The 22,982-nt window shown below is 66.4% G+C and carries 23 protein-coding genes; 13 read left to right on the forward strand and 10 right to left on the reverse strand.

The annotated features are described in order from the left end of the window. The first annotated feature begins 368 nt into the window (after positions 1 to 368). Positions 369 to 1,667 carry an MFS transporter gene (locus DU502_RS14075; RefSeq protein WP_121920215.1) on the forward strand — a complete coding sequence of 433 codons (1,299 nt, stop codon included), beginning with the start codon at positions 369 to 371 and terminating at the stop codon, positions 1,665 to 1,667. Positions 1,668 to 1,702: 35 nt separating this feature from the next. Here the strand turns inward: DU502_RS14075 and DU502_RS14080 are convergent, their stop codons facing one another. Both DU502_RS14080 and rdfA read right to left on the reverse strand, forming a co-directional pair. Then, on the reverse strand, positions 1,703 to 3,487 hold the full coding sequence (locus DU502_RS14080; RefSeq protein WP_121920214.1) for an archaea-specific SMC-related protein: 1,785 nt from the start codon (positions 3,485 to 3,487) through the stop codon (positions 1,703 to 1,705). 2 nt (positions 3,488 to 3,489) lie between these two features. Further along, entirely contained in the window at positions 3,490 to 4,239 is a 750-nt protein-coding gene (gene rdfA / locus DU502_RS14085; protein ID WP_121920213.1) for a rod-determining factor RdfA, read from the reverse strand. 654 nt (positions 4,240 to 4,893) lie between these two features. On the opposite strand from rdfA, the gene rqcH reads away from it, so the two are divergent. The 4 genes from rqcH to DU502_RS14105 all read left to right on the forward strand — a co-directional run bounded on the left by rqcH (position 4,894) and on the right by DU502_RS14105 (position 9,123). Further along, positions 4,894 to 6,996 carry a ribosome rescue protein RqcH gene (gene rqcH / locus DU502_RS14090; protein WP_121920212.1) on the forward strand — a complete coding sequence of 701 codons (2,103 nt, stop codon included), beginning with the start codon at positions 4,894 to 4,896 and terminating at the stop codon, positions 6,994 to 6,996. Positions 6,997 to 7,091: 95 nt separating this feature from the next. Next, entirely contained in the window at positions 7,092 to 7,796 is a 705-nt protein-coding gene (locus tag DU502_RS14095) for a DUF4013 domain-containing protein (RefSeq protein ID WP_121920211.1), read from the forward strand. 78 nt (positions 7,797 to 7,874) lie between these two features. Continuing rightward, on the forward strand, positions 7,875 to 8,942 hold the full coding sequence (locus DU502_RS14100; protein ID WP_121920210.1) for an mRNA surveillance protein pelota: 1,068 nt from the start codon (positions 7,875 to 7,877) through the stop codon (positions 8,940 to 8,942). Between the two features lies 1 nt (position 8,943). After that, positions 8,944 to 9,123, forward strand: a complete 180-nt coding sequence (locus DU502_RS14105; RefSeq protein WP_121920209.1) for a hypothetical protein — start codon at positions 8,944 to 8,946, stop codon at positions 9,121 to 9,123. 54 nt (positions 9,124 to 9,177) lie between these two features. On the opposite strand, the gene DU502_RS14110 is transcribed toward DU502_RS14105, so the two are convergent. From DU502_RS14110 to DU502_RS14120, 3 genes are all read right to left on the reverse strand, one after another. Then, positions 9,178 to 10,191, reverse strand: a complete 1,014-nt coding sequence (locus tag DU502_RS14110) for an ornithine cyclodeaminase family protein (protein WP_121920208.1) — start codon at positions 10,189 to 10,191, stop codon at positions 9,178 to 9,180. Between the two features lie 54 nt (positions 10,192 to 10,245). Continuing rightward, complete coding sequence (locus DU502_RS14115) at positions 10,246 to 10,686, reverse strand: hypothetical protein (RefSeq protein ID WP_121920207.1); 441 nt, start codon at positions 10,684 to 10,686, stop codon at positions 10,246 to 10,248. 87 nt (positions 10,687 to 10,773) lie between these two features. Beyond that, on the reverse strand, positions 10,774 to 11,013 hold the full coding sequence (locus DU502_RS14120) for a hypothetical protein (RefSeq protein ID WP_121920589.1): 240 nt from the start codon (positions 11,011 to 11,013) through the stop codon (positions 10,774 to 10,776). Between the two features lie 197 nt (positions 11,014 to 11,210). On the opposite strand from DU502_RS14120, the gene DU502_RS14125 reads away from it, so the two are divergent. After that, positions 11,211 to 12,557 (forward strand): MFS transporter, encoded by a 1,347-nt coding sequence (locus tag DU502_RS14125; RefSeq protein ID WP_121920206.1) that lies wholly within the window; start codon positions 11,211 to 11,213, stop codon positions 12,555 to 12,557. On the opposite strand, the gene DU502_RS14130 is transcribed toward DU502_RS14125, so the two are convergent. Together DU502_RS14130 and DU502_RS14135 are read right to left on the reverse strand one after the other, a co-directional pair. Beyond that, complete coding sequence (locus DU502_RS14130; protein WP_121920205.1) at positions 12,544 to 12,963, reverse strand: DUF3054 domain-containing protein; 420 nt, start codon at positions 12,961 to 12,963, stop codon at positions 12,544 to 12,546. The genes DU502_RS14125 and DU502_RS14130 overlap by 14 nt on opposite strands. A gap of 21 nt (positions 12,964 to 12,984) precedes the next feature. Further along, positions 12,985 to 13,587, reverse strand: coding sequence for a class I SAM-dependent methyltransferase (locus DU502_RS14135; RefSeq protein WP_121920204.1), 603 nt, complete (start codon positions 13,585 to 13,587; stop codon positions 12,985 to 12,987). Between the two features lie 56 nt (positions 13,588 to 13,643). Between DU502_RS14135 and DU502_RS14140 the strand changes: the two genes are divergently transcribed. From DU502_RS14140 to DU502_RS14150, 3 genes are all read left to right on the forward strand, one after another. Continuing rightward, on the forward strand, positions 13,644 to 14,246 hold the full coding sequence (locus tag DU502_RS14140) for a GNAT family N-acetyltransferase (protein ID WP_121920203.1): 603 nt from the start codon (positions 13,644 to 13,646) through the stop codon (positions 14,244 to 14,246). A 27-nt stretch (positions 14,247 to 14,273) separates the two neighbouring features. Beyond that, positions 14,274 to 15,254 (forward strand): flap endonuclease-1, encoded by a 981-nt coding sequence (gene fen / locus DU502_RS14145; RefSeq protein ID WP_121920202.1) that lies wholly within the window; start codon positions 14,274 to 14,276, stop codon positions 15,252 to 15,254. A gap of 104 nt (positions 15,255 to 15,358) precedes the next feature. Further along, the gene (locus tag DU502_RS14150) at positions 15,359 to 16,588 is read left to right on the forward strand and encodes an AI-2E family transporter (RefSeq protein ID WP_121920201.1); all 1,230 of its coding nucleotides are present in this window, start codon (positions 15,359 to 15,361) and stop codon (positions 16,586 to 16,588) included. A gap of 159 nt (positions 16,589 to 16,747) precedes the next feature. On the opposite strand, the gene DU502_RS18375 is transcribed toward DU502_RS14150, so the two are convergent. Next, on the reverse strand, positions 16,748 to 16,894 hold the full coding sequence (locus DU502_RS18375; protein WP_166033687.1) for a hypothetical protein: 147 nt from the start codon (positions 16,892 to 16,894) through the stop codon (positions 16,748 to 16,750). A gap of 68 nt (positions 16,895 to 16,962) precedes the next feature. Between DU502_RS18375 and DU502_RS14155 the strand changes: the two genes are divergently transcribed. Continuing rightward, a complete protein-coding gene (locus DU502_RS14155) occupies positions 16,963 to 17,670 on the forward strand; it encodes a DUF7117 family protein (RefSeq protein ID WP_121920200.1) in 708 nt (235 codons plus the stop codon). 177 nt (positions 17,671 to 17,847) lie between these two features. Here DU502_RS14155 and DU502_RS14160 read toward each other — a convergent pair whose 3' ends face one another. Next, positions 17,848 to 18,735: a tetrahydrofolate dehydrogenase/cyclohydrolase catalytic domain-containing protein gene (locus DU502_RS14160; RefSeq protein ID WP_121920199.1), complete on the reverse strand. Its 888-nt coding sequence runs from the start codon at positions 18,733 to 18,735 to the stop codon at positions 17,848 to 17,850. Positions 18,736 to 18,840: 105 nt separating this feature from the next. Between DU502_RS14160 and DU502_RS14165 the strand changes: the two genes are divergently transcribed. After that, on the forward strand, positions 18,841 to 19,284 hold the full coding sequence (locus tag DU502_RS14165) for a universal stress protein (protein WP_121920198.1): 444 nt from the start codon (positions 18,841 to 18,843) through the stop codon (positions 19,282 to 19,284). A gap of 186 nt (positions 19,285 to 19,470) precedes the next feature. Beyond that, positions 19,471 to 20,682: a multicopper oxidase domain-containing protein gene (locus DU502_RS14170; RefSeq protein ID WP_121920197.1), complete on the forward strand. Its 1,212-nt coding sequence runs from the start codon at positions 19,471 to 19,473 to the stop codon at positions 20,680 to 20,682. A 7-nt stretch (positions 20,683 to 20,689) separates the two neighbouring features. On the opposite strand, the gene DU502_RS14175 is transcribed toward DU502_RS14170, so the two are convergent. After that, positions 20,690 to 21,937 (reverse strand): serine hydroxymethyltransferase, encoded by a 1,248-nt coding sequence (locus DU502_RS14175; protein ID WP_121920196.1) that lies wholly within the window; start codon positions 21,935 to 21,937, stop codon positions 20,690 to 20,692. A 224-nt stretch (positions 21,938 to 22,161) separates the two neighbouring features. On the opposite strand from DU502_RS14175, the gene tbsP reads away from it, so the two are divergent. Continuing rightward, a complete protein-coding gene (tbsP, locus tag DU502_RS14180) occupies positions 22,162 to 22,977 on the forward strand; it encodes a transcriptional regulator TbsP (RefSeq protein ID WP_121920195.1) in 816 nt (271 codons plus the stop codon). Positions 22,978 to 22,982 lie beyond the last annotated feature (5 nt).

The following is a 22,982-nucleotide window of genomic DNA, read 5'->3' on the forward strand; positions in this document are numbered from 1 at the left end:
TTCGGGATATTTCCATCCGTACGGCGTTTCGAGAATTGTATACTTTGAAGTATGTATTTTTAACTGATAAATGTTGAGGGCCAGCGACGAGACTGCAGGGAATGAGCCGCGCTGCGACGGCATCGAACAACTACTTAGGGGCTGTTACGGCTGTCTCGCTCGACCGTCGCGGCCGGCGGCGTCGACGATCACCGGGCCAGCGACCCGCGTACGGATGAAACAATCACTGAGGCGTTGTCAAGCTGTGAGCTGGCCGGTCCCGGAAACGCCGACTGTTTCCGGTGTCCATATTACAGTCAGCGCCGTTGCACGACTGTGATCGGACCCTCGTCGTGGCACGTTCGACCGCCGTCCCGTGGAGATGTCGCATGCTAGGCACAGACAGACGTGTCGTGGCACTCGGCCTCGCCCGGATGGCCGACGCGCTCGGTAACTCCTTTCTTATCATCGTCCTCCCACTGTACATCGCCAGCGGACAGGTGTCGCTGACCGGCCTCGTCGGCGCGAACCTGTTCGGTTTCGTCGTCGGCAAGGAGTTTCTCATCGGGGTCGTGCTCTCCCTGTTCGGCTTTCTGAACAGTTTCGGCCAGCCGTTCACCGGCCGACTGTCGGACCGGGTCGGTCGGCGCAAGGTGTTCGTCCTGTTCGGCCTGTGTCTGTTCGGTATCGGGAGCGCGGCGTACCCGTTCCTGACCGGCTACTGGTGGATCGTCGTCGCCCGCGCGCTTCAGGGAATCGGCGCGGCCTTCACCGTCCCGGCGACGGTGGCGCTCGTCAACGACTTCGCTCGCTCGAACAGCGAGCGCGGGAGCAACTTCGGCGTGTTCAACACGTTCAGGCTCGTCGGCTTCGGCTTCGGCCCCATCGTCGCCGGCGCGGTCATCCGGTTCGGGCCCTACGCCACGCCGGCCGGCCGCCTCTCCGGCTTCGACGCTGCGTTCGGCATCGCCGTTCTCGGCGCCGTCGTGAGTTTCGCGCTGGTGACCGTGCTGGTGTCCGACCCGCCGTCGCTCGACGCCGAGTCGGGCGAGACGCTCTCCGTCGCCGTGCTTGATCGGCGGGGGTCGACGCTCCTCGATTCGGTGTTCGTCCTCGGTGTCGGCACCTTCTTCATGGCGACGACCATCGCGCTGTTCGCGACGCTCGAAGGCCCGATCCGGGCGCGACTCGACGAGGGAACCTTCCTGTTCAGCGTCCAGTTCGCCGCCGTCGTCATCGCGAACGTCGTCCTGCAGGTGCCGGTGGGGCGAGCCAGCGACACGTACGGCCGACGGCCCTTCCTGCTCGCCGGATTCGTCGTTCTCGTGCCCGCCGTCTTCGCACAGGGCGCCCTCACTGACCCGTATCTCATGCTGGGGGCGCGCCTCCTGCAGGGCGTCGCCGTCGCGTTCGTCTTCGCACCGGCACTCGCCCTCGCCGGTGACCTCGCCGGCGAGGGGCAGTCCGGCACCACGCTCTCCGTCCTGACGATGGCGTTCGGCCTCGGCGTCGCCGTCGGCCCGCTCGCCTCGGGCTTTCTCTACAACGTCGGACAGTTCAGCACCCCCTTCACCTTCGGAACGATCCTGTCGCTCGCGGCGCTGGTACTCGTCTACACGCAGGTCGAGGAGTCGCTGCGCAGCGAGGGTGACGCCGAAGCCGGGGTGGAGGCCGACGCCACCGGATGAGGATCACGACACCACGAGCTACCCAAGCACCTCGGTTACTGGGCTGCGCTGGTGTCGGCGCCGTGGGAGACGACATCCCACTCCGCCGGCGACAGTTCGTGGCCTTCGAACCAGTCGTGTTCGGGGTACGCGGTGAGGACGAGATACGGGGCACGGTCGCGCAGATACTCGACCAGGACACGGAGATTGTCGCTCGCGAGGCCACCGAGGCCGTCGAGCAACAGGACGGGCACTCGGTCGCTCACGTCGAACGCCTCGTGGCCGGCGAGCGCGGCCACGAGACCGAGAAGTTCCCGTTCCCCTTCGCTGAGCGCGTCGATCTGAGCTTCCCGGCCCCCGCGGGCGACGACGAGATCGAACGTGCCCGTGAGCCGAGCCGTCTCGAAGCCCGTATCGAACCGGTCGAGAAGGTCTTCGAGCGCGGCGGTGAACGATTCCCGAACCTGCCGTTTCACGTCGTCTTTCCGGTTCCGGAGGTCGGTGAGTTCCTCGCTCACGGTGTCGTACTCGTCCTCCAGCATCGAGCGCTTGTCGGCCCGGCTTTCCACCGTCTCGAGTTCGTCACGCGCGTCCGCCAGCTCCGCTTCGAGGTACTTGATCTCGCTCTCCAGATCGGTCCGTCGGTCCTGTGCCGTGCCGACGTCGGCGGCGAGGTCGTCGATACGGGACTCGAGGTCGGCCCGGGTCTCGCGGGCGGCGTCGAGGCTCTCCTCGGTCTCGGCGAGACGCGATTCGAGGTCGGCGATTCGGTCGGTCAGATCCGACTCGCGGCGCCGGGCGGTCCGAATCTCGTCCCGTGTCGCCTCCAGCTCCGATACGAGTTCGCGACGGGCCTCCGCGCGGTCACGCAACTCGGTGATCCGCTGGTCGAGCGCCGCCAGTTGCGCCTCGATGTCGTCGCAGGAGGTCTGCTCCCCGCAGAGCCAGCAGGCGACGGAGTCCGAGAGCATCTCGTGGGAGACGTCCGTCAGCAACTCGACGCGATCCTCGTCGAGGACGCGCTTGTTCGCCTCGTAAACCGCGCGCAGTAGTTCCAGATCCCGTTCGATGTCGCGGAGGTCGTCGTGGACGGTTTCGAGTTCCGCCTCGGCGTCGGTGTCCGACGGCACGGTGAGCGCGTCGAGTTCGGACCGTTTCTCCGCGAGCGTCTCGCGAATCCGCTCGGCCGTCGTTTCGAGCCGCTCGATCCGGTCTTCCTCCCGATCTCGCTTGGCTCGCAGTTCGCTCAGTTCCTGCCGAGCGTCGGTGTCGGCAGCCTCCGTCTCGAGGTCGGCGCGCGCCTCCCGCAACGAGTCGAGTTCGGCTTCGAGATCCGTCACCCGCTGCTGGAGCTGAGGGAGGCGATCCGCCGCCTCCTCGGCCCGCTCCAGTTCCCGTTCGATCTGCTCGCGTTCGGTGCGTAACGCCGCGATCTGTTCGTCGATGTTCTCGAAATCGAGCGGTCGGGTCAGTACCGCCTCCAGATCGTCGCCGTTCCGCACCGCTCGCCGAACGTCGTTGTCCTCGCCCAGAAACGCGAACTGTGCCGCGCGGACCCGGTCGTACTCGGTCGTCAGATACGGGGAGCCCGAACGCGACACCGTCCCGTCGGTCCGTTCGAGTTCGACCGTGTACGTCTCGTCGTCCGTCTCCAACCGGACGCGACCGGTTTCCTGCCCCTCGGTCAGCGGCGTCGCCGTGCCGAACACGGTTTCGATGCTGGCGAGAAAGCTGGATTTGCCCTGCCAGTTGCTCGCGCGGACGGCGTTGACGCCGGGTTCGAGGGTGGCGTCCCCCGATCTGATCCCGGCGACGTTCTCGATTGAGAGTTGCCAGCGCATGCTCAGAGGACGGAGCACGCGATGGTTTCGACGAGATACGGCTGGTCGAGAAAGAGCGTCTGGACCGTCTCGGTGAGGCCGAACGGGAGCGCGACGACGGACAGGTCGTTGCGAAGTCGCTCCGGAACCGTCTCGGTGTCCGACTGCGTGTGAGCCTCACAGACGAAGCCGCGTTCCACCGCGTTCTCGAACGGGACGCGCACGGAGCAGTCCGGACAGCTCAGTTTGACCTGTACCTCGACATCCGCCCGCTCCGCGCCGGGCAGTCGACCCGTCGAATCGAGCGACGAGAGCACCGACCGAGCCTTCTCCGCCGTTCGTTCCTTGGCCATCGTGACGGTGTTCAGTTGCCAGTCCGTCGTGGCCGTGTCGGGCTCTTTCTCCGCGTCCAGACACCCTTTGAGGTGGTGTCGCATCGTGCTCCACGAGATCAACTGCTCGTCGATCTCCGCGACGTCGAGGCCGTCCGTGGCGAGGTCGGCCGCCAGTTCGTCGCGCTCGATCGTCTCGTCGCCGGTGATCACTTCGTACTCACGTTCGAGATGGAGGCTCACCGTGTCGCGACTGTGACGCTCGTAGATGCGCCGCAACAGACGCTTGTTGAACCACTCGGTGAGCGACTTGTACCCGTCGGCGGAGCGACCGTCGTCGCCGGTCCAGCGTGTCACCAGAAACTCGTCGACCGAGTCGTAGTCCGGATCGGGGACGGTCAACCCGTAGCGCTCGATGAGGGTGTCGACCTTGCATCCCATCTGTCGTTCTACGCGGATAGTGGGACTACCTGATAATAAACGTGATTACCGCCGGATCGACGTGGAACTGCCGGCCACTGGCGCGTCGGTCGGCGAGAGGACAGCACGACCGCCCCCACGAGAAACGTCGCGATGGTCGCGAGCATGAACGGCACGCCGAGGATCGCCCCGACGCCGATGATCGGCGGCGTCGATCCGTCCGGTCGCCATGCCGTGAACGATCGCGAGCGCCGAAATCGTCGGTATTTTCTTGACAGAATTTTTGTGGTAATAAGATAATATCAGTTTTATGAATATATTTGCAGTGAGCCATCCGTAGAGCAACGGAGGAACGACCGAGTGCGTTTGTTGGGTGAAAAATCCGGTATTATCCGCCAGAGCCCCAATTATAGCCGAACGCCGAACGGATCGGTATGGATAGTTTATTCAGCCGTTCTACACAGTCAATAACTATTCTCGAATATTTTGCGGCACTTGTAGGTCGACAGCTACCCGGACCCTTCACGATTCGTCTACGGGTCCATATATGAATATATAATACGAAAATATAGTATTGAATACTGATAGTTTTTGCGTGAGGTGGCGACCCCCACCCGCGGGGAGCCACGCACCGCACAACGACACGCCTTTTCGGCCGGCCCGAAAAGAGAGGCTATGGACGCGAAGCGGGAACTGACGAGCGTCGACCTCGCCGCTCTCGTCACCGAATTGAACCGGTACGAGGGCGCGAAAGTCGACAAGGCCTACCTCTACGACGACGACCTCTTGCGATTCCGTATGCGGGATTTCGACCGCGGCCGCGTCGAACTGCTGATCGAGGTGGGCGACGTGAAACGCGCACACGTCGCCGACCCGGACCACGTCGCGGACGCGCCGGGGCGCCCCCCCAACTTCGCGATGATGCTCCGGAATCGGCTCAGCGGCGCCGACTTCGCCGGCGTCGAACAGTACGAGTTCGACCGCATCCTCGTCTTCGAGTTCGAACGCGAGGACGCGAACACGCGCATCGTCGCGGAACTGTTCGGACAGGGGAACGTCGCGGTACTGGACGAAAGTGGGGAAGTGATCCGAAGCCTGGAGACCGTGCGGCTGAAATCGCGGACGGTCGCCCCGGGGTCGCAGTACGGCTTCCCCGAGTCACGGCTCCATCCCCTGAACGTCGGCTACGACGCCTTCGTCCGCCGGATGGAGGAGTCGGACACGGACGTGGTTCGCACACTCGCCACCCAACTCAACTTCGGTGGTCTCTACGGCGAGGAGATCTGTTCCCGCGCCGGCGTGGACAAGGCCCTCGACATCGCGGACGCCGACGACGAGGCGTATCGGGCGCTCTACGACGCCATCGGCCGACTGGCCGAGCGGCTCCGCGAGGGCGACTTCGATCCGCGCATCTATCTCGAAGACGACCGCGTCGTCGACGTGACGCCGTTCCCCCTGCACGAGCGGGAAGGATTGGACGAGGAGGCGTACGACTCCTTCAACGCCGCCGTCGACGACTACTTCTACCGCTTCGAACGCGAACCCGAGGAGGAGAAGACGGGAACGGAGCGCCCCGACTTCGAGGCGGAGATCGCCAAACAGGAGCGCATCATCGAACAGCAAGAGGGGGCGATAGAAGGGTTCGAGGAGGAAGCCGAGGCGGAACGGGAACGCGCCGAGGCGCTCTACGCCAACTACGACCTGGTCGACGAAATCATCTCGACGGTCCGGGACGCCCGCGAGGCGGGACACGGCTGGGACGCTATCGAGGAGACGTTGGCCGAGGGCGCCGAGCGTGGCATTCCGGCGGCCGAGGCGGTCGTCGATATGAACCCCAAGGAGGGGATGGTGACCATCGACCTCGACGGGACGCGCGTCCCGGTCGACCCGTCGATGGGCGTCGAGAAGAACGCGGACCGGCGCTATCAGGAGGCGAAACGCGTCGAGGAGAAGAAAGAGGGGGCGCTGGCAGCCATCGAGAACACCCGCGAGGAGCTGGAGGCGGCCAAGCGCCGGCGCGAGGAGTGGGAGGCCGGCGACGAGGGCGAGGGCGAGGACGAAGACGAATCCGAGGAGCCACGCGACGTGGACTGGCTCTCGATGTCGTCGGTGCCGATCAAACAGCCCGAACACTGGTACGAGGACTTCCGATGGTTCCACACGAGCGATGGCTTCCTCGTCGTCGGCGGGCGCAATGCCGACGAGAACGAGGCGCTGGTCAAGAAGTACATGGAGGGCAACGACCGCTTCTTCCACGCGCAGGCTCACGGCGGCCCAGTGACGGTGCTGAAGGCGACGGGGCCGAGCGAGAAGGCACGGGACGTGGACTTTCCGCAGTCGTCGCTGGACGAAGCGGCGCAGTTCGCCGTCGCCTACTCCTCGGTGTGGAAGGACGGCCGGTTCGCGGGCGACGCGTACATGGTCGAACCGGATCAGGTGTCGAAGACGCCCGAGAGCGGCGAGTACATCGAGAAAGGCGGGTTCGTCATCCGCGGCGACCGAACCTACTTCCGCGACGTGAGCGCGAGCGTCGCGGTGGGAATCCAGTGTGAACCCGAGACGCGCGTGATCGGTGGCCCACCCTCGGCCGTCGAACCGCAGGCGGCCGCGTCGCTCCGACTCGAACCCGGCAAGTTCGCGCAGAACGACGCCGCGAAGATGTGTTACCGCAAGTTCAAAGAGCGCTTCGCGGACGACTCGTTCGTCCGAAAGATCGCCAGCCCCGACAGGATTCAGGAGTTCCTGCCGCCGGGCGGAAGCGACATCGTCGACGAGTAGGGCGAGCGAGAGAGTGTCAGTCTACATATCTTTAATACCGGGCCCAGCGTCCTAGTACTGAGCACACTGGACCGACCCGTTGCGCTCGACTTACCATGATTTCCGAATCCCTCAGCTACCTGCGAACGAGCGACGACTGGGTGAAGACGGTCGTAATCGGCGGCCTTCTCACACTCCTCGGCTTCCTCGTAGTGCCGACGATCCTAGTCGCGGGCTATCTGGTCCGCGTCCTCCGGGCGACGATGCACGGCGACGAGACGCCGCCGCGATTCGACGACTGGGGCGACCTCGCGGGCGACGGCGTCCGCGCGTTCGTCATCGCGGTCGTGTACGGACTGGTACCCGCCGTTCTGATCGGCGTGACGGCCGCGTTCGCGGGACTCGCCGCGGGACCCGGTCCCCGGAGCGGGCTGATCGTCGGCGGCGTGGCGTTCGTGGGCGGCCTCCTCGCCCTCGTGGTTGGCCTGCTGGCGGCGTACATCATCCCTGCCGCGCTCGCCAACTACGCCGAACAGGGATCGGTGCGGGCCGGCTTCGCGGTCGGTGACCTGCGCCCCATCCTCACCTCGGGCACGTACGCGACGGCGTGGGTGATGGGCTTCGCCGTCGTCTTCGTGGCCGCCGTCGTCACCGCCCTCCTCAACGTGGTGCCCCTGCTCGGCACCGTCGTCGGAGCGTTCGTGAGCTTCTACGCCATCACCGCAGCGTACTACATCGTCGGGCACGCGTGGGGTGACCTCCGGGGACTCGACCTCCACGACGACGAGGGTGAGATGGGCGCGGAGCGGCCGGCAGTCTGAGCGGCCGGCGCTTCGAACGGTCCGGTTTTTGCGGCGTCGAATGACAAGGTATGTTGCCGTGGATGCCGACCCTCCGGTATGCGAATCCAGAGCCGTGGTCGCGGCGAGGAGGGGCGCACGCGGCTGACCGTCGTCCCCGAGAACGTCGACGACCTCTGGCACCTATCATACGTTCTGGAACCCGGCGACAACGTGGAGGGTGACACCAGCCGCCGCATCCAGCGCGACGACGACCAGATGCGCGACACCGGCGGCGAACGCGAACACATCCACGTCACGCTGGAGGTGGAGGACGTGGAGTTCGCCCGCTTCGCCAACCGCCTGCGCGTCGGCGGCGTCATCGTCGGCGCGTCCCGCGAGGACCAGTTGGGCCACCACCACACCCTCAACGTCGAGGAACACGACGAGATCACCATCGAGAAATACTTCAAACCCGATCAGATGGAGCGTATCGAGGAGGCCGAGGCCGCGGCCGAGAACCCCGATGTCGCCATCGCGACGGTCGAAGAGGGCGAGGCGCACGTCCACACCGTCGCCCAGTACGGCACCGAGGAGTACGCCTCCTTCACGCGCCCGACGGGGAAAGGCGAGTACGCCCGGCCACGGGACGAACTCTTTCAGGAACTGGGCGACGCGCTCGGCCACCTCGACCCCGACGCGGTGATTCTGGCGGGGCCGGGCTTCACGAAACAGGATGCACTGGACCATCTGGAGGAGGAACACCCGGACATCGCGAAGAAGACGACGACGGTCGACACCTCGGGCGTCGGCGACCGTGGCGTCCACGAGGTGCTCAAACGCGGCGCTCTCGAAGACGTGCAGACCGAGACGCGCATCGCACGCGAGGCGGAACTCATCGACGAGTTGACCGAGGAGATGGCGACGGGCGAGAAGGCGACGTACGGTCCGGAGGCGGTGGCGGAAGCGGCGGAGTACGGCGCCGTCGAGACCCTCCTCGTCCTCGACGACCGGTTGCGCGAGGAGCGTCAAGGCGCCGGCGAGTGGGACGTGGACGCCGACGACATCATCACGTCCGTCGAGCGTCAGGGCGGCGACGTGGTCGTCTTCTCCGGCGAGTTCGAACCCGGACAGCGCCTGAAGAATCTGGGTGGCATCGCCGCGCTGTTGCGGTACCGACTGGAGTAACATGCGCACGCAGGTCGGACACGTACTGATCGGAATCGCCTGTGCCCTGTTCGTCGGCGGGGCGGTCGGCCTCTTCCTCGGCATCGTCGGCGCCGACGCAGTGACGCCGCTCGGGGTGGCGGCGCTCGCCTGTCTCGCCGTCGGGGGCGCTTTCTCCCTGCCGCACGATAGTAACGACTGAAACTGTTTGCACGTCTGATCGTACGCCGCACTGCGATCAGATGTGTCCCGACGTTCAATCGCTACTATAGTCCCGCCCCGTCAGCGCGTCGCTGGCGGGGGCGAAATCGAGCGCCTGCCCGAGTCCTTCCTCGATAGCTTTCTCGTAGAGCATCGCGGCCGCCGCCGTCGTCTCGATACCCGTACCGCCGCTGTCGAAGACGGTGATCTCGTCAGGGTCGGTTCGGCCCTCGGCGACCCCGGCGACCACCTCCCCGAGTTCGGCGTGGCAGTGATCCGCGTCGATGGCGCCCTCGTCGAGGGCCTGCATGTACGCCCCGGCGTCCTGGTCGAGGCGGCCACGCAGGTCGATCACGTATGTCGACCGCGCGACTGCCGTCGCGTCGAGTTCGCGTTTCTTGGGGTGGTACTGCCCCATCGCGGTGACGTGGGTGCCGGGTTCGAGCAGGTCGCCGTCGAACACCGGTTCGGGCGAGTCGGTGGCGGTAACCACGATGTCGGCCCCCTCGACGGCGGCGGCGCTGGAGGAGACGGCAGCGACACTGGCGTCGAGGCGGCGGTCCATCTCGCCGGCGAAGGACTCGCGGCTCGATTTGGTGGGCGAGTACACCCACACCGTCTCCACGTCGCGGACGGCCGCGATGGCACGGAGTTGGCCGCGGGCCTGCGCGCCCGATCCGAAGACGCCGACGGCCGAGGCGTCGGGACGGGCGAGGGCGTCGACGCCGACGGCACCCGCCGCGCCCGTCTTGAACGGGTTCATGCTCGCGCCGTCGACGATGGCGAGGGGTTCGCCCGAGTCGGCGTTGAACAGCGGCGTGACGAACCACGCATCCGTCTCGCCAAAGCCGGCCGAGTACATGTACCCGCCCATCACTCCGGTGTCGGGGAGGACAGCGGCGTAGGAGGTAAAGAGGCCCGGCGGGTCGTCGTTGTAGAGGGCGGTCCGGGGTTCGGCAGGCGCGCCCGCACCGCGCTGACGGTAGCCCTCCCGGACGGCGTCGACGTACTCCGCGGGGGTCGCCAGCCCCGCGACGTCACCACTCGTCAAAAACAGCGTCTCGGTCATACCACTCCTGCGGGCGGCTGACGGATATACCTCACTCCAGTCCGAGGCGGTCGGTCAGCGTCGGTCGTCGAACTCCGGCGGTTCGCGCTCGACCGGTGCGGCCCGACGGCGTCGGTCGGAGCGATACAGGCGCAGGATCTCTTCGAGAAGGATGGCGTGGCGGTCGCCGGCCGCGTACTGGTGGTCGATGAAGTCCTCCGCGTCGTTGAACTTCCCGCGGAGGGCGAGTTTCCGGACGAACGACACCGACTCCAGAAACGGCGGTCCCTCGTCGTCCCGTTCGGTCCCCAGCGTCTGCTCCCGTTCCGGCATCACTTCGGCTTTGATCTCACGGTAGTCGATGGTTTCCGGTTCGTAGTCGTCGAGCACCTGGTTCAGGACGTAGTCCGTAGAGAACCGGTAGAACTCGGACTTGCTCTCGAATCGGCCGTCCTCGACCAGTGACTCGATTTCGCCGACGACCGATTCGGGAAACCGAACTGTGCTCTTTACCATGCCCTATGACGCGGGCCTGAAGGATAATATACCTTTGTCAGACGTTTCTTCCGATCCCCGAGGAGCCGAAAGTGGGACGAGCGCCCCTCAATCGGCGTTGATCGGCGTCTGTCTCGTCGACGACCGGGCCGGCGCGTCGTCGGGCGCGTCGGCCGGCCGGACGACGGGCCCGTTGACGAAGAGGGCGTGGCCGACGGCGAGGCCGGCCACGGTCGCGCCGACCGGAACGGCGAGCAGGGTATCTACGCCGATGGCGCTCAGGACGGCGGTGATTCCCACGAGGGCGAGGGGAACGAACCCGAGCACGTAGTCGTAGTAATCGATCATGTGATCCACCCACATGATAATTCTTCGAGGTATCATATAATTCTTTCCCGTAGGCGCTGAAAATCCCGTTCAGCACATCCCAAAAACTGACTCATAAGTTTTGCATTATCGACGACGATACAGATGAGCATTGAAGATGATTATATTTCAAAATCATCGTAGAAGGAATTAAACTGCTCGACCGCGTGAGAACGACCATGAACGGAAACGACCGGTCGATCGTCGGGCTCGTAATGTTGGCCCATGGGATGGTCCACACGTTCGAGCTGTCGATCCCTATTTTCGTCTCTATCTGGCTGGCGGAGTTCGACGTACTCCGGGTTGCGGGGATGGAAGTGGCGGTCACGCAGGCGACGCTGGGCCTGCTCGTCACCGCGGGCTACGCGCTGTTCGGTCTCGGTGCGCTCCCCGGCGGCATCGTCGTCGACCGGGTGGGGTCACGGCGCCTCATCGCCGCCTGTCTGTTCGGGATGAGTGGTGCCTTCCTCCTGCTCGGCACTGCGCCGAACCTCCTCGTGGTCGCACTCGCGCTCCTCCTCTGGGGCACGGCGGCCAGCGTCTACCATCCCGCGGGGCTGACGCTCATCAGCAAGGGCGTCAGCGACCGAGGGACAGGATTCGCCTACCACGGCGTCGCGGGCAACCTCGGCATCGGACTGGGGCCACTCCTCACGACGATCCTTCTCATCGTCTTCGACTGGACGACCGTGGCACTCGTCCTCGCCGTGCCCGCCGTCGTCGCCGGCCTGTACGCCCTCCGTGCGGAGTTCGACGAGACGGCCGCCGTCGACGGCGTGGAACGTGGTTCCACGAGCAGTCGGCCAACGGCCGACGACGAGGTTGCCACCGACGGCGGCGGCGCGAAGGCGGGGAGCGGCGTCGATTCGCTCTCCGAACTCGCCACGGCGTCGAAACAGCTGTTCGTCGGCGCCTTCGCCGTCGTCTTCGTCATCGTCATGGCCAACGGCCTCTACTACCGCGGGGTGTTGACGTTCCTCCCGAACCTGCTCTCGGGACTGCCCGGCTTCGAACCTATCGCGCTGTCGACGCTCGTACCCGGCCTCGACGGCGGCCGGACGCTCAACCCCGAGCGCTACTTCTACGCCGGCCTGTTGCTCGTCGGCGTCGCCGGCCAGTACGTCGGCGGCAAACTCACCGACCGGATGCCGCCGGAGTACGGCATCGCCGCCGTCTTCGCCGTCCTCGCCGTCCTCGCACTCGCGTTCCTCCCCGTTGCCGCGATGGGGATCGGCCCACTGCTCGTTCTCGGGGCGCTGTTCGGCGTGACGCTCTTTACCGCCCAGCCGCTGTACCAGGCGGCCGTCGCGGACTACACGCCCGCGGGACGACGGGGGCTCTCCTACGGCTACACGTATCTGGGTACCTTCGGCGTCGGCGCCCTCGGCGGCGCCCTTGCAGGCGCCATCCTCACCTACGCCGACGCTGGCGTCCTCTTCGCCACGCTCGCCGGCCTCGCCGTCGTCGCGTCGACGTGCGCGTTCGCGCTGGTTCGCCGCGGCCGCCGCGACGCTACCGAAGCTTGAAAAAGAGCGTGCGCCAGAGGGCGAGGCCGAGGAGGCCGACGCCGAGCGAGATGGCGACGAAGGACAACTGCACGCCGCCGTGGACGAACGGCGTGGCTCGAATCCCCAGCGCGATGGCGTCGGCCAGAATCCACGACCGGAGCGCCAGCGGCACCGCGGCTTTCGCCGACTCCGCCGCCCCCGGCGAGTAGGCGCCGAGCAGTGGGGCGGCGATCACCCACCCGATCAGGAAGGGAGCGATCGTAACCGCGAGATAGCCGGGGTTCGACGCGACGAAACTGATGCCGTTGTGGTGGATCGTCCCTCCACTGAACAGGACGGCGACGACGAGCAGATCACCGATCGCCAGCGGCGCCGTCCGGCCGTCGAGACGACGGTCGAAGAAGGCAGCGACTGCGTTGGCCATATCCGCGCTTTCGCCCGGGGCCTAATGGCTCTCCCGCTTTTTCCCGACGACCGTGAACGCGAAGCCGCGGTCGAGGACCGTCGGTACCAATCCCGCGTCGTCGACCGCCGCCGCCCACGCGTCCGGCCCCCAAAACGTCGAGTCGAAGCCGACGGCGCGTTCGGCCGCGACCAGCGCCCTCCCGCGGAGCGTCCCCGGATCGTACTCGCGGATCACGAGGACGCCACCGGGGCGCAGCACTCGCGCCGCTTCCGCGAGGGCCGCCGCCTGGTCCGGCAGGTGATGGAGGGCGTCGAGAACGACGACGGCGTCGGTCGCGGCGTCACGAACCGGGAGCCGTCCGGCGTCACCCTGCACCGCCGTCGTCCCGCGGTCGGCGGCGTGGGTGAGCATGCGCCGCGAGGCGTCGACGACGACCGTCTCGGGCGTTCGGGCCGTGCCGACCGGGGCCGCGATTGCGCGAGCGGCCCGCCCCGTGCCGCCAGCGAGGTCTAACACGCGCTCGACGGGGCGGTCGGCCCGCGCCAGCCCCGCCCAGATCGGTTCGGGATCGGTCGGGGGTGCGAAGCGGTCGTAGAGCCGCGCCACACGGTCGAAGAAGCGAACGTCGCCGGGGCCGTGCATAGCGGCTATGGGTGGCCGAGCGTCAACGGTTTTGCGGCCGGCGGCGTAGCTCGCCCATGGAGTTCGCCCTCCTCGGGTGGCCGCCGGACGCCCCGACCCTCCGGCTGGACTATCGGCGCTTCGCCTACGCCGGCAAGTTCGTCCTCGGCTCGACGGGGAAGGCGGTGGTGGCCGATGGCGAGAACGGCGACACCGAGTACGACGACCACATCCTCGCCGCCGCGTCGTTCAGCCCCGACCGCACCGACGACGACCGTCTCTGTATCCGCTACGTGACCGTCCGCGAGGACCGACAGGGCGAGGGCCTCGGCGCCCGCCTGCTCGCGTTCGTCGCCGCCCACGCCGCCGACCGGTACGACCGCGTCCGCATCGCCGTCAACAACCCTGCCGCCTACGTTGCCGCCCACCGCGCTGGCTTCGCGTTCACCGGCCGGGAGACGGGGCTGGCGGAACTCGTCTGCGAGCGACCGACCGCCCGGCCCGCCGCCCGCGACGCGGATACCTACTGTGCGGGGCTGGATCGCTACCGGGAGCGTGACCTCGACGCCGACGCCATGACCCGTCTCGACGAGAAACGCGCGGCCGGGCCGCCCTCGGTGGTCGATGCGCCCGCGGGTGTCGGCGGCGACGAGGGGAGTGAGGGCGAACCCGGGAGTTGAAAGTCGATGGCGTCGTAGCACCCGCCGATGGGCAACGCAGACCTCCGGCAACTCGCCGCGCTCTCCGAGGTGACGTGGGACGAGGTGGCGGGCAGCGTCGTCGCCGTCGACGCGCACAACTGGCTGTACCGCTATCTCACCACGACGGTCAAGTGGACGAACGACGCGGTGTACACCACCAGCGAGGGCGAGGAAGTGGCGAACCTCGTGGGCGTCGTCCAGGGCCTCCCCAAGTTCTTCGAACACGACCTGACGCCCGTCTTCGTCTTCGACGGCGGCGTCACGGAGTTGAAGGAAGCGGAGGTGTCCGAACGACGCGAGAAGCGCGAACGCGCGGAGGAACGACTGGCCGAGGCCGAGGAGCGCGGCGACGCCATCGAGGCCGCTCGCCTCGAGGCCCGCACCCAGCGCCTGACCGACGTAATCTTGGAGACGACGCGCGAACTCCTCGCCCTCCTCGACGTGCCCGTCGTCGACGCGCCAGCGGAGGGGGAAGCGCAGGCGGCGTACATGGCTCGGCGGGGCGACGCCGACTACGCTGGGAGCGAGGACTACGACACCCTCCTCTTCGGTGCGCCGCTGACTCTCCGCCAACTGACGAGCAAGGGCGCACCCGAACTGATGGATCTCGACGCGACGCTCGACCGGCACGGCATCTCGCTGGAGCAACTGATCGACGTGGCGATCCTCTGTGGCACGGACTTCAACCCCGGCGTCGACGGCGTCGGTCCGAAGACGGCGCTGAAAGCGATCACCGACCACGGCGACCTCTGGGGCGCTATCGAGGCCGAGGGGTGGCAGGTGCCGAACGCCGACCGAGTACGCGACCTCTTCCGCGATCCGCCCGTGACCGACGACTACACCGTCGACACCGACATCGATCCGGACGTTGCGGCCGCTCGCGAGTACGTGATCGAGGAGTGGGAGGTCGAGGCCGACGAGGTCGACCGCGGATTCGAGCGGATCGAGGAGTCGCTGGTCCAGACCGGGCTGGATCGGTGGACCTGATCCGCTCGGCCGACGCCGTAGGCGGCGTGGGGCCGCGTCGGTGACGGCCACCGACCGTCGACGGCGCGGCAGGTTTTTTCATCCGGCCTGCGTGTGTCGTCACCATGCCGTCCCTCCAGCTGTCCCGCTATCGGCTCGGATGGTGGAGCTTCGGACTCGCCCTCGGGGCCGCGCTGATGTACGTCGTCTACGCCTTCATCGGGACGTTCGTCTTCGGCGTGTTCATCTACTACGCCACCCGTCCGATCTACAAGCGGCTGAAAAAGCGGATTCGGCCGCCGAGTCTCGCCGCCGCCATCTCGCTGTTCGCGCTCGCCCTGCCCGCCCTCGTCCTCGTCGCGTACGCGCTGAGTATCGCGTTCGGAGAACTCCTGAAATACATCAACGGTGGAGCGCTCGACCCGTCGCGGTGGCCCCTCGTCAACCCGGAGTTACTGGACAGCATCGCCGATCCGGCCACCCTCCTCGAACTCGGCCCGGAGCAGTATCTCACAGCCGAGGGTATCCGCTCACTCGTCACCTCGCTGGGCTCGGCCGCCGACACCGTGGCGTTCGTCGGCATCGGTGCCATCCACCTGTTCGTGATGCTGGCGCTCGCCTTCTACCTGCTCCGGGACGGCGCTCGGCTCTCGAAGTGGGCGGTCAAGGAGTTCGGTGACGACCGCGGCGTCCTGAAAGCCTACGGGCAGGCGGTCGACCGCGACTTCAAAGGTATCTTCTTCGGCAACATTCTCAACGCGGTGCTGACGGGGACCATCGGCGTTCTCACGTACTCGATACTGAACATCTACGCGCCGCCGGGACTGGCGATTCCCGCGGCGCCGCTCGTTGGCCTGCTCGCCGGCGTCGCCAGTCTGATCCCCATCGTCGGCATGAAACTCGTCTACATCCCCGTCGGGCTCTATCTCGCGAGCATCGGCATCCTGACCGATCCGCGGACGCTCTGGTTCGTCGCCGTCTTCGCGCTCATCTCGTTCGTCATCGTCGACGTCATCCCCGACCTGGTACTCCGCCCGTACGTCTCCGGTCGGAGCCTCCACGTCGGGAGCCTGATGATCGCCTACACCTTCGGGCCGCTCCTCTTTGGCTGGTACGGCATCTTCCTCGCGCCCATGCTCCTCGTGTTGGTCGTCCACTTCGCGCGGCTAGTCCTCCCCGAACTCCTCGACGGCGAACCGCTCCGGCCGTACGCGGTCGATCCGGGTACGTTCGCCGCCGAGGAGGCCGCCAGCGCCAGTGGCGACGCGGTCGACGTGGGCGACGCTGACGGCGTCGTCGAGGCGACGGATATCAGCGATGCTGACGACGACGCCGAGTCGAGAACGGACCCGTAGACTCGTCACTGGTCGACGTGAGTGCAAAAGGAAGCAAGCCACGCGAAAATCGCGTGGATGCTTGCCGCCCTGAATTGGTCCCCGCTGACGCTTCGGCCCTCCAAGCGAAGCGTCATCAGCTACTGGGTGATCCCCCGACATAAAGATACCGCCTTACCGCTACATATGTTCCTCTTCCAATACCCAACCGAGTGCGCGCTTGTAGTACGAAAACATCTGCCTGACACCTTCGTGGCGCATCTCGTCGTCGTCGAGTTGCTCCCGGAGGAACTCGTACTGCTCACGAACCTCGTCTTCGTCGCGCATACCTGCGTGTAGGTCGTCGGACTCCTTCGGAGCATCGGCCTTTTGTCGCCGCTCGGCCAACGGTCGGTATGAAAGTACGCGGCCAGCGGGAGTGTCAGGCCTGTGGACACCAGTGGTCGTACTACGAGACGGGGAGCGTCGCGTGTCCGGCCTGTGAGAGCCTCCGGAGCGTCGGTGTCGACGACCGGACGCTCCACACGGACGCGCCGGCGACGCTCGATCTGTCCCCCTATCGCGCGGCGTGGGCCGACGACACGCTCGCGGACCACGTCGACGACTGCAAGTCGGACCTACGGGAGTATCTCCGCCAGCGGGGGTTCGTCGACGGCGGCGACCTCCGACTGCTCGACGACACCGTCCTCGCGGCCAGCGAACTTCTGCAGGTGATCGACCTGTTCGGTCGGGAACGCGACCCGACCGACGCCGACGAGAGCTACCTCCTCGCCTTGCTCCGCGGCGCCGACGAGGGCGAGCGTCCGCCGCCGGAGACGGTGTCGGCGGCGTGGTCACGGGCCCGCGGTCTCGGCTACGCGAACGCCGTCGACGACTACCGCCGGGACGTGATCGACTGGCTGGAGGAACATCCCGACGAGGAGGCCCGCAAGACGCTCGGTACGATCCGCGAACGGGTCAAGCGGATGCAGGCGCTCCAGGGCGACGTATCGCCGGCTGAGGTGGAGTCGCTGGTGCACGCGACCCGCGAAGTGGGGGAGTATCTGATGGATGGGGAGGAATCGTCGCTGGCGAGCGCGCGAGAGCGGTTGCGTGATCGCTGACCGGTCGCCAGCGACGATGTGGACGCTGGCGAGCGCGCGAGAACGATTACGTGATCGCTGACCGGTCGCCAGCGACGATGTGGACGCTGGCGAGCGCGCGAGAGCGGTTGCGTGATCGCTGACCGGTCGCCAGCGACGATGTGGACGCTGGCGAGCGCGCGAGAGCGGTTGCGGTAACTATTCGAGGTCGACCGGCACGTCTTCCTGCCGACTCGCCGCTTTCACCGTGTTGTAGAGGAGCATCGCACGCGTCATCGGCCCGACGCCGCCGGGGACGGGCGTGATGGCGCTCGCTTTCGGCTTCGCGCTCTCGAAGTCCACGTCGCCGACGAGCGTCGACTCGCCGTCGCGTTCGACCCGGTTGACGCCCACGTCGATGACGACGGTGCCGTCGGAGATCATCGACCCGTCGACGAGTTCGGGGACGCCGACGGCGGCGACCACAACGTCCGCGCGCCGGGTCTTCTCGGCGAGGTCGTCGGTCCGGGAGTGACAGACCGTCACCGTCGCGTTGCCGTAGTCCGCCTTCTGGATCAGGAGGTTGGCGAGGGGTTTGCCGACGATGTTGGAGCGGCCGACGACGGCCACGTCCGCGCCCTCGGTCTCCACGTCGGCCGCGTCGAGGAGTTTGAGGACGCCGTGGGGCGTACACGGCTTGAAGATGGGGTCGCCGGCGACGAGACGGCCGACGTTCTCGGGGTGGAAGCCGTCCACGTCCTTCGTAGGGTCGATGGCGCGGATCACGTCGCGGTCCTCGATGTGGTCCGGCACGGGCATCTGGACGAGGATGCCGTTCACGTTCGGGTCGTCGTTCAGATCCGCGACGGTGTCGAACAGTTCCTCGGCGGGTGCGTCGGGGTCGATCTCTACGTCGAGGGCTTCGATCCCGACCTCCTCGCAGTCCTGCTGTTTCATGGAGACGTACGTCTGGCTCGCGGGGTCGTCGCTCATGAGGACCGTCGCGAGCGTGGGCGTGACGCCGGCGTCGTCCAACGTGTCGATGGCGTCTGCCAGTCCGTCACGAACCTCGGCGGCGACGGCGTTGCCGTCGATGATGTCGGTCATGCCCGAACGGGGTTGCCGTGTACTCTTCAAGCCTCCGTTTGGCGCAGTATCGACCCGCGAGAACTACCACCGGCGTTTTTCACCGAACGTGTCGAACGGGCGGGTATGTACGACGACATCCTGCTTGCCACCGACGGGACGATTGCCTCCGAGAACGCGACGGCCCACGCCGTCGGTCTGGCGTCGCTCCACGACGCCATGCTCCACGCCATCTTCGTCGTCGACAGCGACGTGTACTCCGCGTACAGCGGCGACGAGTACGTCGACGAGCGCGAGGGACCGGAACACGGTCTCGAAGAGGTGGGCGAGGACGCCCTCGCCGAAGTGCGAACACGGGCAGCGAACCACGACGTCGAAGTGATCGAGGAACTCAGACACGGCCACCCCCACGAGGAGATCGTCGAGTACGCCGACGAGAACGACATCGACCTGATCGTCCTCGGCACCCGGCGCCACCCCGAGGAGTACCGGAGTCTGCTCGGGAGCGTCACCGACCGCGTGGTTCGGCTGGCGGATCAGGCGGTGACGGTCGTGAAGACCGAAGTCTAGTAGCGACACGGAGCAGACGCCGCCGAGTCCTCGAAGGGCTTCGAATCACGGCCCAAGCCGCACGGAATCGCGCGTCTCCATCGTTCGCGTACCGTCGACCCGACACGGTAGGCGGCACATTACTTAGAAATTATTCGTTCGATACTATCGAGAGTCGGCGGTGATCGACTCGCGGAGAAATCAAAGATGACCGACTCGAAACTCTCCCGACGAACGATGTTGAAAGCCGGCCTCGCCGTGGGAGCGGCGTCGGCACTACCGTTCGAAGCGGAACTCGCAACAGCACAGCCATCACCCACACTCGAGAGGTACGTGACGACGATGCCGGTGCCGACGGTTCGAGCGCCGGATGGCAAGCGACAGGGGGCCGACTACCACGAGATTCCGATGCAACAGGGGAGCCACGAGTTCCACCCGACGCTCGGGGCGACACAGATCTGGGGCTACGACGGGCAGTTCCCCGGCAAAACCATCGAGGCGCGACGCAACGAGCGCCTGAATGTCAAGTGGATCAACGACCTGCCGCCCACGCACCTACTCCCCGTCGACGACACCATTCACGGCGCGGCGGGCAACCCCGGGGTTCGGACGGTCACGCACGTCCACGGCCTCCACGCCGAGTCGGCGAGCGACGGCCTCCCCGAGGCGTGGTTCACGAAGGACTACGCGGAGACAGGCGATCACTTCGTCAAAGAGGTGTACGAGTACGAAAACGGTCAACCCGGCGCGACGCTCTGGTACCACGACCACGCACTCGGCATCACGCGCCTGAACGTCTACGCCGGTCTCGCCGGGTTCTACATCCTCCGAGACGACTACGAGCGACGGCTGAACCTCCCGAGCGGCGACTACGAGGTGCCCATCCTCCTGCAGGACCGGACGTTCACCGAGGAGGGAGAACTGTTCTACCCCGACGAGGAGATCGCGGGCGTCGAACCGAGCATCGTCCCCGAGTTCTTCGGTGACACGGCCGTCGTCAACGGCAAGGTCTGGCCACGGTTCGAGGTCGAACCCCGGAAGTACCGGTTCCGCGTCCTCAACGGCTGTAACTCCCGATTCATCAATCCCAGACTGTTCGAGGTGGACGGGGACAACGTGGAAGTCGACGGCGGCGCCGTCCCGCCGGTCTACCAGATCGGCACCGACCTCGGCGACGAACAGGATCCGACCGACGACACGCTCGATCCGATAGAGAGCTACTACACCGGCGACCCGACGCCGCCGGAACCGAACGAACACGGGAACAAGGACACGGTGCAGGTCCACCCGGGCACGATCACGCGGATCAAGACCCGCTTCGGCAGTCACACCGGCCGGTACGTCTGGCACTGCCACATCCTCGAACACGAGGACCACGAGATGATGCGACCGTTCGAAGTCGTCACCGGACCGAAGTAGGGGACGCCTACTCGTACAGCGGGTGGGCCGCACACAGTTCGTCCACCCGCTCGCTCACCGCGGCGAGCGTCTCCTCGTCCTCGGGCGCGTCGAGCACCTGCGCGATCAGGTCACCAACCTCGCGGATCGCGTCCTCCTCGAAGCCGCGGGTGGTGAGCGCCGCCGTCCCGGCGCGGATGCCGCTCGGGTCGAACGGTGACCGCGTCTCGCCAGGGACGGTGTTTCCGTTGAGGACGATGCCCGTCGAATCGAGGGCGTCCTCCGCGTCGCCACCCGAGAGGTCCGGGTGCGAGTCGCGCAGGTCCACGAGGACGAGGTGGGTGTCGGTGCCACCGGAGACGAGCGAGAGGCCGTGATCGGCGAGCTGGTCGCCCAGCGCGCGGGCGTTCGCCACCACCTGCTCGGCGTAGTCGGTGAAGGAGGGATCGAGGGCTTCCCCGAACCCCACCGCTTTGCCCGCAATGTTGTGCATCAGCGGCCCGCCCTGCACGCCGGGGAAGACGGCGTTGTCGATGGCGTCGGCGTGTTCCTCGCCGCACATGACGATCCCGCCACGACCGGCGCGGATGGTCTTGTGCGTACTGCCGGTGACGAAATCGGCGATGCCGACGGGTGAGGGGTGGACGCCCGCGGCGACGAGGCCGGTGATGTGGGCGATGTCCGCGACGTGAATGGCGTCGACGGCGTCGGCGACGGCGTCGATGCGCTCCCAGTCGACCTGTCGGGGGTAGGCGGAGAAGCCGGAGACGATGGCGTCGGGGTCGAACTCGTCGGCGGTGGCGGCCAGTTGCTCGTAGTCGAGATAGCCCGTCTCGGGGTCGACGCGGTAATGTTCCACGTCGTACAGTTGGCCAGCGAAGTTGGCGGGATGGCCGTGGCTGAGGTGGCCGCCGTGTTCGAGTTCGAGCGAGAGAATCCGGTCGCCGGGCGAGAGCATCGCGAAGTAGACGGCCATGTTGGCCTGCGATCCGCTGTGAGGCTGGACGTTGACGTGTTCGGCCCCCCACAGCTCTTTCGCGCGCTCGATGGCGAGTTCCTCGACGACATCGGCGTACTGACAACCGGCGTAGTAGCGCTCGCCGGGGTAGCCCTCGGCGTACTTGTTGGTGAAGACGCTCCCCTGTGCCTCGATGACCGCCGCACTCGCGTGGTTCTCCGACGCGATCATCGAGAGCGTGGTTCGCTGGCGATCGGTCTCGTCGACGATAGCGTCCGCCACCGCGGGATCGGTCGCGCGAACGTGACTGTAGTCCATGTGTACCCGCGTGCCAAGCGAGCCATAAAGCTGTCTGTCCGCCAAGTCGACGGGACGGCCGACGGCCAGCGCGACGACCGCGATCGGGCGCCAACGATCGAACGGTCGACAGTTACGGTATTTAACGACCAGTAGAAAATTAAACTATTCCGGTCTCCGAAAATACTCTGTTGCAGACATTACTGGTCGTTAAAATTAAATACGGAAGTGGCAATATTGAGTCCATGGTCGCCGGGGAGAATCTACATGGGGAGAGCTTCGAGGAGATATTGGAGACGGTGTTCGACTCGACGGACACGCTGTTGCTGGTCGATCCGACGGGAGAAGCGATCGAAGCGCTGACGACCGTGACGGCGGCCGCCTCGAATCCACCGTCGGTCCGGGTGCTGGCCGAGGAGACGCTCCTGAAAGACGTGATGGACGACTTCGTCGTGGCGAGCAACGCCGCCGATCACGTGGTGTCGGGCACGCTCTCGATTCGGAGCGGACACAGCGCCGCCAACGCGCTCCTGATCACGGACGCAGCGGTGTGGGCGCTGGTCGACGTGCCCGACCACGTCGCCGCGCTCGGCACGGACGACGACGACTTCGTCGAGACGGTTCGCGAGACGTACGAGGCCCAGTGGGAGACGGCGGCCCCGTTCGACCTTCGGACGCCACCGCTCTCGCGCGTCCGCGAGACGCTCGGTGAGGAGATCGGACAGGACACCCGCGTCGACTTCGACGCCACCCTCGACGCCCTCCAGTCCGCCCGCGAGGCCACTGGCGAGTTCGACGAGGTGACGCTCACCCTCCTCGTCGCCGCCCGCAACGACGTGTTGCTCTACGACATCAGCAAGTGGGGCGAGGACGTGGGCATCGCGAGCAAGGCGACGTTCTCGCGCACCAAGACGACGCTGGAGGAGGAAGACCTCATCAAGACGGAGAAGGTGCCCATCGACGTGGGACGGCCCCGGCTTCGGCTGAAACTCAACGAGGACCGCTTCGACGAGGCGACGCCGAGCGAACTCGCCGCGGTGACGCTCAACCAGTCGGTCTGATCGCG

This window comes from Haloplanus aerogenes (assembly GCF_003856835.1).
GTDB classification, from domain to species: Archaea; Halobacteriota; Halobacteria; order Halobacteriales; family Haloferacaceae; genus Haloplanus; species Haloplanus aerogenes.

What these genes read in the sequence shown, in the direction of transcription:
- DU502_RS14165 (WP_121920198.1), top strand. Translation starts at nt 18,841, where the DNA reads ATGTACGACGACATCCTGCTTGCCACCGACGGGACGATTGCCTCCGAG.
- rqcH (WP_121920212.1), top strand. Translation starts at nt 4,894, where the DNA reads ATGGACGCGAAGCGGGAACTGACGAGCGTCGACCTCGCCGCTCTCGTC.
- DU502_RS14075 (WP_121920215.1), top strand. Translation starts at nt 369, where the DNA reads ATGCTAGGCACAGACAGACGTGTCGTGGCACTCGGCCTCGCCCGGATG.
- DU502_RS14095 (WP_121920211.1), top strand. Translation starts at nt 7,092, where the DNA reads ATGATTTCCGAATCCCTCAGCTACCTGCGAACGAGCGACGACTGGGTG.
- DU502_RS14130 (WP_121920205.1), bottom strand. Translation starts at nt 12,963, where the DNA reads ATGGCCAACGCAGTCGCTGCCTTCTTCGACCGTCGTCTCGACGGCCGG.
- fen (WP_121920202.1), top strand. Translation starts at nt 14,274, where the DNA reads ATGGGCAACGCAGACCTCCGGCAACTCGCCGCGCTCTCCGAGGTGACG.
- DU502_RS14080 (WP_121920214.1), bottom strand. Translation starts at nt 3,487, where the DNA reads ATGCGCTGGCAACTCTCAATCGAGAACGTCGCCGGGATCAGATCGGGG.
- tbsP (WP_121920195.1), top strand. Translation starts at nt 22,162, where the DNA reads ATGGTCGCCGGGGAGAATCTACATGGGGAGAGCTTCGAGGAGATATTG.
- DU502_RS14110 (WP_121920208.1), bottom strand. Translation starts at nt 10,191, where the DNA reads ATGACCGAGACGCTGTTTTTGACGAGTGGTGACGTCGCGGGGCTGGCG.
- rdfA (WP_121920213.1), bottom strand. Translation starts at nt 4,239, where the DNA reads ATGGGATGCAAGGTCGACACCCTCATCGAGCGCTACGGGTTGACCGTC.
- DU502_RS14115 (WP_121920207.1), bottom strand. Translation starts at nt 10,686, where the DNA reads ATGGTAAAGAGCACAGTTCGGTTTCCCGAATCGGTCGTCGGCGAAATC.
- DU502_RS14140 (WP_121920203.1), top strand. Translation starts at nt 13,644, where the DNA reads ATGGAGTTCGCCCTCCTCGGGTGGCCGCCGGACGCCCCGACCCTCCGG.
- DU502_RS14150 (WP_121920201.1), top strand. Translation starts at nt 15,359, where the DNA reads ATGCCGTCCCTCCAGCTGTCCCGCTATCGGCTCGGATGGTGGAGCTTC.
- DU502_RS14170 (WP_121920197.1), top strand. Translation starts at nt 19,471, where the DNA reads ATGACCGACTCGAAACTCTCCCGACGAACGATGTTGAAAGCCGGCCTC.
- DU502_RS18375 (WP_166033687.1), bottom strand. Translation starts at nt 16,894, where the DNA reads ATGCGCGACGAAGACGAGGTTCGTGAGCAGTACGAGTTCCTCCGGGAG.
- DU502_RS14160 (WP_121920199.1), bottom strand. Translation starts at nt 18,735, where the DNA reads ATGACCGACATCATCGACGGCAACGCCGTCGCCGCCGAGGTTCGTGAC.
- DU502_RS14155 (WP_121920200.1), top strand. Translation starts at nt 16,963, where the DNA reads ATGAAAGTACGCGGCCAGCGGGAGTGTCAGGCCTGTGGACACCAGTGG.
- DU502_RS14105 (WP_121920209.1), top strand. Translation starts at nt 8,944, where the DNA reads ATGCGCACGCAGGTCGGACACGTACTGATCGGAATCGCCTGTGCCCTG.
- DU502_RS14120 (WP_121920589.1), bottom strand. Translation starts at nt 11,013, where the DNA reads ATGATCGATTACTACGACTACGTGCTCGGGTTCGTTCCCCTCGCCCTC.
- DU502_RS14125 (WP_121920206.1), top strand. Translation starts at nt 11,211, where the DNA reads ATGAACGGAAACGACCGGTCGATCGTCGGGCTCGTAATGTTGGCCCAT.
- DU502_RS14175 (WP_121920196.1), bottom strand. Translation starts at nt 21,937, where the DNA reads ATGGACTACAGTCACGTTCGCGCGACCGATCCCGCGGTGGCGGACGCT.
- DU502_RS14135 (WP_121920204.1), bottom strand. Translation starts at nt 13,587, where the DNA reads ATGCACGGCCCCGGCGACGTTCGCTTCTTCGACCGTGTGGCGCGGCTC.
- DU502_RS14100 (WP_121920210.1), top strand. Translation starts at nt 7,875, where the DNA reads ATGCGAATCCAGAGCCGTGGTCGCGGCGAGGAGGGGCGCACGCGGCTG.